This window comes from Rhodopirellula maiorica SM1 (assembly GCF_000346295.1).
GTDB lineage: Bacteria > Planctomycetota > Planctomycetia > Pirellulales > Pirellulaceae > Novipirellula > Novipirellula maiorica.
In genome coordinates this window covers 1-7,534 of sequence record NZ_ANOG01000181.1, presented here as the reverse complement: position 1 = coordinate 7,534, position 7,534 = coordinate 1, and the positions used below count along the sequence as shown (strand labels likewise).

The following is a 7,534-nucleotide window of genomic DNA, read 5'->3' as shown; positions in this document are numbered from 1 at the left end:
GTCCGGCGATGCTCAGTCGACCGGCGCTGATTTGTTCGGTCGGAGGTCGGTCACGAATCATCACAAATGATCACGAATAGCAGATGGTTTCCGGATTCGTGTTGATTCGTGTTGATTCGTGGCTAGTTCCCCGCCTCGGCCTGTCCCCAATCTGCTTAACAAAGGCGGTTCTCGAGAATCACCTACTTCTAATCTTCCTACCTCCATTTTCCTACCCATTTGCTCGGTCGGAGTTGGCAGGAAAATGGTGGCAGGAAAATTTCTGGAGTGGTTAGGTTGTAGAATGGATGTTGCGCGGTCGATTGTTGCTCAGCCGCTCTTTGCCCAGTATTCTAAGGGCTGCGGAACGAGGCCGATTGGCGAGTCGTTCGCAATTCGGGCACCGCGCAAGCACCAAGTGGTACACACGAGCGGCGGCAACGTCCTTCGGTGAATGTAATATCTTGGGACGCCAACGTGTGACCACCGCCGTTCTTGCATCTGAATTGCGTCCAAGTTCCGACTCCCGACTGTTATGTATTTGCTCACCGAATTTATCGCTCCGCATGGATGGATCGCGCTGAGCGTTTGCGTGCTTGGTACGTCACTCGCATCGTATCTCTGGGACGGCCGCGGGTTCGTACTGTCCGTGCTATTGGTAGGCGCCTCGTATGTGATTCTTGACCAGCGCTGGATTCGATCCGAAATAGATGCCCCCGGCTGGGATGGAACCCCGGATCAAGATGCAGTCTTCTATCTTGGCGTCTCGATTCGACTCGCGTTTATGTCCGTGATTCTCTTTGCCACGTTCGCGACTACCTTGTTCTTCGCTTCACGATTCGGCAATCGAGAGACACCGTGATGGTGGTATTCGTAGACGTAAAAATTCGCGAACCCAATCGAAGGCACCAGGGGTCGGGGGCCGTTTTCCTGTCTGCTTGCAAGTCTTTCGTCCGTCCCCCGTGATGTCTAACGTTACCCCACTTAGCCACATGCACAATACCTTCACCTTAATCCTTTGTGCTTCCCTTGCGATCGGATGCACGCAAAAAGCAACGCCATCGCACGTGGCGCTTGAGCCAAGTCAAAACGCGCTGGAAATCCCAGAAGAAGTAGATGGACATCAAGTGAAGGACCAGACAGACGCCATACTATTGATCGAGGTACCATTATCGCTGAAATTGTTATTGGGCCTCACCACTTTAAGTTGCTGGCACGGGACGATGCGATGTTTCATCTCCAGGACGGAAATTAAATCGTCAACATCTGCTGCGCGGCATAAGTACACTGCAAGGGATAACCTGAGAACTCCACGCGAGTGGCGGTGGTGTGCGTCTAGATGCGGATGACTAACTCACGTCACCTCGTGAATTCCGGCGTTCTTGCCGTCCGGCGATGCCTAGCCGACCGGCGGTGATTTGTTCGGTCGACGGTCGGCCACGAATCTTGCGAATGGCCACGAATGGCAGATGGTTTCCGGATTCGTGAGATTCGTGGCTAGTTCCCCGCCTCGGCCTGTCCCCAATCTGCTTAACAAAGGCAGTTCTCGGGAGTCACCTACTTCTAATCTTCCTACCTCTATTTTCCTACCCATTTGCTCGGTCGTAGTTGGCAGGAAAATGGTGGCAGGAAAATTGTTGGAGTGGACGAATCGTAGGGCGGATGTTGTGCGGTCGATTGTTGCTCAGCCACTCGTTGGCCAGTATTCTAAGGGCTACGGAACGAGATCGATTCGCGAGTCGTTCGCAACCCAGGCCCAGTGCAAGAACCAAGTGGTACACACGAGCGGCGGCAACGTCCTTCGGTAAATGCAACATCTTGGGTCGCCGCTGTGTGACCAGCAATTTTATCCGACTGAGAATGATCGCGTGAACCTTCCGACGCAATGACGCTGTACATGGACGACGGATACGAACTCGACACTGACAAGATTGACGACACCGTTCTGGCGTTGCTTGCGCTAACGATGTGCGGCGGTGACCGTGCATGGAAGGGGCACGACTGGGATACACTTTCACGACTTCACGAGAAGGGCATGATCCACAACCCCGTAGGCAAAGCCAAGTCCGTGGCTTTAACCCCCGAGGGTATCGAGCGATGCCAGGAGTTGTTCAACTCAATGTTCGTGCGGAAGACTGAGTCATGAGTACGACCAAAAGCCAAATCGCTTGGTGCGTCGTTCAAGGATATGCGGCAACTGCTCATCAAGTTTGGCGTTGTAGGCTCGCAGAATTCTGCACTCGGAGGGACGATACTTGATTTCCCCTGCGTCTAACTTGCGACAAGTCGAGTGATTGGCGAATGTGACCGGCAGCCGCACGTTGCCGAGATCACGGGGCCGAGTCGCGAGTTTATTTAACGAATGAATCCCTCCCGTCAAAGCTCGGACTTACGTTAATTTTTTTGCCGTTGAGGATTGATGCGCATCACCGACCAGATTCGATTTGGCCCGTTCTCCTCCGCCTATCATCGCGGGTTAGTCGACGATGCCTTCAAAGCAACGCTGCAACAGTTCTTGGAGCGAGAATTGCTGCCTCAACTGGACGAACTCATCCGCGACGCCGAAGGCAGCCTTGTGGCAACGTTTGATAGTGACCGTTACTGCGGGCCCAACAGTCTGGTGCGCGACGTCTTTACACTCGAACTCGTTTTGGTTGGTGATACTGGAACATCAGAACTAAAATCCGACATTGTGTTCAATGCAATCGATCGATCGTTTTGCCCACGAACTGGCCACGGACATCGCTTCTACGTGTGGACACCATTGCGCAGGAAAACACATGAGCACGAAATGGAATCGATTCAACGTGTCATTGAAATTATTCAACGCTGTGATGAGACCGATCCAGAGTGCCCCATCTGCGCTGGCTCTGTTTCGGCAATCAACAACTCTGACATTTTCGAGGTACGGTGCACCGTCAATCGCTGTTTCCAATACAACTACCACAAAGACAAAAATGGACGGCTCGTTCACGGGCACTTCTTCACGAAGCATCCGGAAGAACGGACTGAATGATGCGATGAACCGAAGACGCGGTAGCCGGCCGACATTGCGATGGAATATCAATTTTCGCGATTCGGTTTTCTCGGAGGTTCTGCGGCTGAAGTCATGACCACAAAAACAGCACTTACAACCGTTCTGACTTGGACCGTCGTAGTATCTGACAAGATTGCTATGACTCAAATACGCCGATGTTATGACCCGCGAACTTGTTGACGTACTCCGTGGGAGAGAGGAGTGAAGGAGTGAAGGAGTGAAGGAGTGAAGGAGTGAAGGAGACTGTAGTGGCTGTCCGCGACCAAGTTTACGCGTTCCTGCCCCTTTTTATTTCTGCTGCAACCTTGGGGGGCCTTCATCTGATCGAAGGTCAGAAATGATTTGCTGGCGGAAGTGGGCAGACTCTCGGTGAATGGGCTTTGGTAATCACCCGGCTGAAGGGGCCGGCAAAAATATGTGGGGCAAAAAGATGGGATAGCGGTGGATGTGGGTGACTGATCTTGAACGTCCGGTCCCTCGCAATCTTTTAACCTTTCATTTTCTAATCTTCTCTTCCTTTCTCGGGTGCTAAGCAGATTTCTGTTGTCCTTCGGAACCGGCAATTTATATGTTCTGAAAGTCCGGCTCCTCGGGCTTGCCCCGGTCGGAAAGACGTGACTTCCGCAATTGGTAAAGTGCAAGTCTCGAAGGGATGGTCGGATGTAGCCACGGGCGTGAGCCCAATGCCATCTACTTTGGTAGCGGCATGGCGCGAGCCGTCCGGTTGAGGTGAGTACAGCGTTCGGTTTAGACCGGGCGGCTTGCGCCGCACCGCTACAAACGCCACCCGTTTAGTGCCAAAGTAGATGGCATTGGGCGTGAGCCCGTGGATGCGAATCCAAACACATGCCAAAGCCCTGGAGACGCGACATGGTCTTAAGCGATCAAGTCTCAGGGCACCCGTCAAACCCCGGCCTCGCGTCCGCCCTTGGCGTAGCCTCGACCTGCCTGCATTGAAAATTGGCAAAACGATTGAGGGGCAAAATGGTTAAAGACCAAAGCGTCTCGATGCCTGGAAATCATCTTGCCAAACAATCATTTTGCAATCTCAATGGACATCAGCAGCATTGTCCGACCCCGTTGGGGTTCGTGTTGTTGTTGCATTTTCTGTCCTTCATTTTCCTGTAAATTCACCATTGCGTGATTGATCAATGAAGTGATGCTTCGCTAAGTCGATTGTTCCACGACCGACTTTGCAGCAGTCCACAGTGCGTCGTCGAAAATATCGTCATGGTGAGTTTTTTGGGGAGACGACTGCTGAGCGGACCGATTGCGGCGGAAAAAAAAATTGTCGTTTTTTATTTGTGGGCGTCTCGGTGCGTTGCGTCGGAGATGGGAAGTCGCTACTTTTCTATCGTCAATTGGACTTGCAAAAGTTATCAACCTTGGTGACACCGGCAAAAGCCGTCAGGGAAAGAATAACACGTCGTCGAAGTTTGCAACGCCGTGGAGACTTGATCCGCGATCGCATTGCTCAAGTTCGACAAAGAGAAAACACGTATGACTGACGAAGTCGCTCCGAAATCCATTCCTCTCTTACCGCTTGCGTTGTGCGTGGCGATCTCGGCTGCGTTCGTTTCCAGTTTTTTTTTGCGCCTCGATTCATGGTTTGGGGCAGCTACTTTGCTCCCGAAGTTGATCGCGCGCGTGACACGCTACGTCAAGTAGAAGATCCGTTTACGGTCTTGCCCAACCACAATAGTCGCGTCAATCAGTGGCGACTGTTTTTTCCGATCATTGGCTATGTTTTTAACCTGGGTGATCGGCCGTTCCTGACGTTGCCGTTCTTAGGGTGTCTTGTCACCCTAAGTTATATCGCAGCGTTGTTCCGTAAGCATCCGTTTTCGCTTCCGGAGACACTTCTTGCGACGATGCTGATGGCGATGTTGCCGTGGTATTTTGTGTCAACAGGTTGGCTTGCCTATTTCGATAGTTGGCTTGTGTTGGGACTTCTTGTTGCCGCCTTCAGTCGAAACCGGTGGGCGCTGTTAGCGGCTTGTCTGGTGACGCCATGGATTGACGAGCGATTCGTGTTGGGCTTTCCAATCGTGTTGCTTGTCCGCGTCGCGTTGGTCGACAAAGCATCTGGACTAACCAAGCAGCAGCGGAGTGAGTTGCTTTGGATGATCGGAGCGACGTTGGTGTATCCTGTGATTAGAGCACTGGCGTTGCTCTCAGGGAACGATCCCGTGACGCAGCCCTATGCGTCAGAGCACACCTCTTCGGTTTTCGCTGTGCCGGTCAGCACGTTTGTCGCTGGTTTGTGGCAGGGTTATCGAGTCATGTGGTTGTTCGTCGGGGTGTTCATCGCATTTGCCTATCGCCGGTTTGGTGGGTTGGCATTTGCATTTGCCTGTTTCTTGGTGGTGGGGACAGCCTTCGGGTCGCTTGTGATCGCGGGTGACATGCACCGAAGTCTTCAGATGCTATTGCCTGCCCTTGTTGTAGGCGTGATCCATGCAAAAGTGATTTGGCAACGAGCCTTCGTCGGTGCGTTGGCGGCTGCAGTGGTAATGATGGTTCTGTTGCCCGCTTCCCACCGGCTTTGGTTCGAAAACTATCCCATTGGGCGACTGTCGCAGGAGTTGCTTCGCGAACCGCCGGACGACGAGGAGTTGATGAATCGAGGGATTGCTCGTGCAAGTCAGCTGTTGAGCGAGGGCGACACACGTGGTGCAGTGATGATCGCAGATGACCTTGTCGATCGTCTCGAATTCCCAGTCACGGGATTGCTGTTTCGAGCCGATTTACATGCCGACCTGGGAGAGTTAGCCGACGCCGAGGCGGATGTCCGGCGAGCGATCGAGTTGGCACCAAACTCGCCGCATTGTCACTTTGCCTATGGCGTGCTGTTGATCGAGATGGAAAAGCGTGGCGAGGCACTCGACGAGTTCAAAAAGGCGGCTGAATTGGGTGGTCCGCAATGGTCCGGATATGCCGACAGCACCGCAGCGATCAGGATGTTGTCAAGGTAGTTATTGTCAAAGAATCCAAAGGGACTCAGCTAGAAAGGGCGACGCACATCGTTTGGGATTCAGGCGAATCAAGATGGGCCAAGATCGAGATCGTTGCTGGCTGATGTGGCAAACGCTTGGGCTGAGGTATTGGTTGGCCTGAGGTATTAGTCGGCCGGAGAAGTTTGTGCCGGTTCGGCGGCATCGCTTTTGGCGGAAACGGCAGGTGGTCAACCAGCCTCGTTGGGCTATCAACCTGCGTTCAAAAGAGTGGGCGATACCGGATTCGAATTAATCGACGAAAACACCGTGAATTGCGGGGTGAAACCGCAAGGGGACGTTTCGGCGGTTGCATCGGCGGTTGCATTGCGTCCAATTCCACCCGAGTTGGTGGACGTGATCCGGCATTGGGAAGCCGAACACGGCCGATCATCGGACTCGGCCGCCGGAGACGTGCTGTGACGTGCTGAAGTCAATGTTCCTAGGCAATGTCGTCTGGGCTGGAAATCTCGTTGGACGCGATGTGGAACGCGTTAAACAGATTTACAACGCTGGATAGTTCGAGCAAAGATAACGCAATGCACCGAAGCTAGCGTTCGGCAATTGGATGATCGGAAAGCGAGTGAACTGCCGTCGATCGAACATGCAGGGCGAGAAACGTTTGTTGGTCAATCCGTTCGACGGGATGGGCAAACGTGACACGAACGCCACCGCGTGAAACTCACGAAGGGCAGCCCAACAGGAATTTCTAATTGTCGCGGCGAGGGAAGAAAATTATCGCTAGACAGACGACGCCGAGGCCACCCTGAAATATCTGACCTGCATTAAGTAGTTCTCGTTGTTCCTGCAGCTTGCATCGCCATCTCTCCTGGCTTAAACTCGGTGGCCATTTGGTGACAACGACACTATTGCTCGAATTGAAATAGCCATTGCTGCAAATATTCCAATCAATTCACTGCGGCTCATCTTGCTGTCGGATATTGGCCTGGATACTTACCTTACTGATAGGACGATATGGCATGAACCTTACCGAGGCACGTAAACAGATCGGCTATTGCTCGTCATATGAACGCTTGAGGAGGGTTTGCGAGCTGTGCAATCGAATGAAAGAAGATGACTGGTTAGTCCTTCTTGGCGAAAACTGGCAAGCTTGCGATAACAACGCATTTTTCATCGATTTCATACTGGAAAAAAGTCCTGTTCGTTTCCGTGAGGGGCCTATACGGGAAATGATGACAGAGCACGAAAGAAAGGTTCTCGATGACCTACCAGATCCGTTTCACATCTTCCGGGGATGTTTTCTCGGAGTAAATCATGATGGATGTAGCTATTCGTTAAATAGGTCGGTAGCTAAATGGTTCGCGAGTCACCTTGCAAAAATGCATCCAACTGCCCCTGCAATACTTCGTTGCGGAGTTGTTAACAAAAAAGATGTGATTGCATACAAAGACGGACGGGAGGAATATGAGGTCATAATTCGTGAGTGCCGCATCATAGAAGATATAGCGTTAGATGAACGCGAATGGCCCGTACTCGGCGACATTTAGAAGATGTCGTAGTTAGT

At 52.3% G+C, this 7,534-nt stretch carries 6 protein-coding genes; all 6 read left to right on the top strand.

The window, feature by feature from the left end; genetic code table 11:
* Positions 1 to 514 precede the first annotated feature (514 nt).
* The 6 genes from RMSM_RS05545 (at position 515) to RMSM_RS05510 (ending at position 7,517) form a co-directional block, all read left to right on the top strand.
* Complete coding sequence (locus tag RMSM_RS05545) at positions 515 to 841, top strand: hypothetical protein (RefSeq protein WP_008692744.1); 327 nt, start codon at positions 515 to 517, stop codon at positions 839 to 841.
* Positions 842 to 1,864: 1,023 nt separating this feature from the next.
* Positions 1,865 to 2,125: a DUF6429 family protein gene (locus RMSM_RS05540; RefSeq protein ID WP_008692742.1), complete on the top strand. Its 261-nt coding sequence runs from the start codon at positions 1,865 to 1,867 to the stop codon at positions 2,123 to 2,125.
* A gap of 273 nt (positions 2,126 to 2,398) precedes the next feature.
* On the top strand, positions 2,399 to 2,995 hold the full coding sequence (locus RMSM_RS05530) for a hypothetical protein (RefSeq protein WP_008692740.1): 597 nt from the start codon (positions 2,399 to 2,401) through the stop codon (positions 2,993 to 2,995).
* Between the two features lie 1,625 nt (positions 2,996 to 4,620).
* Entirely contained in the window at positions 4,621 to 5,991 is a 1,371-nt protein-coding gene (locus tag RMSM_RS05520; RefSeq protein WP_144057398.1) for a tetratricopeptide repeat protein, read from the top strand.
* A gap of 189 nt (positions 5,992 to 6,180) precedes the next feature.
* Positions 6,181 to 6,432: a hypothetical protein gene (locus RMSM_RS05515; protein ID WP_160168234.1), complete on the top strand. Its 252-nt coding sequence runs from the start codon at positions 6,181 to 6,183 to the stop codon at positions 6,430 to 6,432.
* A 641-nt stretch (positions 6,433 to 7,073) separates the two neighbouring features.
* Positions 7,074 to 7,517 carry a hypothetical protein gene (locus RMSM_RS05510; protein WP_144057397.1) on the top strand — a complete coding sequence of 148 codons (444 nt, stop codon included), beginning with the start codon at positions 7,074 to 7,076 and terminating at the stop codon, positions 7,515 to 7,517.
* The last annotated feature ends 17 nt before the right edge of the window (positions 7,518 to 7,534 follow it).

What these genes read in the sequence shown, in the direction of transcription:
- RMSM_RS05545 (WP_008692744.1), top strand. Translation starts at nt 515, where the DNA reads ATGTATTTGCTCACCGAATTTATCGCTCCGCATGGATGGATCGCGCTG.
- RMSM_RS05540 (WP_008692742.1), top strand. Translation starts at nt 1,865, where the DNA reads ATGACGCTGTACATGGACGACGGATACGAACTCGACACTGACAAGATT.
- RMSM_RS05530 (WP_008692740.1), top strand. Translation starts at nt 2,399, where the DNA reads ATGCGCATCACCGACCAGATTCGATTTGGCCCGTTCTCCTCCGCCTAT.
- RMSM_RS05520 (WP_144057398.1), top strand. Translation starts at nt 4,621, where the DNA reads ATGGTTTGGGGCAGCTACTTTGCTCCCGAAGTTGATCGCGCGCGTGAC.
- RMSM_RS05510 (WP_144057397.1), top strand. Translation starts at nt 7,074, where the DNA reads ATGAAAGAAGATGACTGGTTAGTCCTTCTTGGCGAAAACTGGCAAGCT.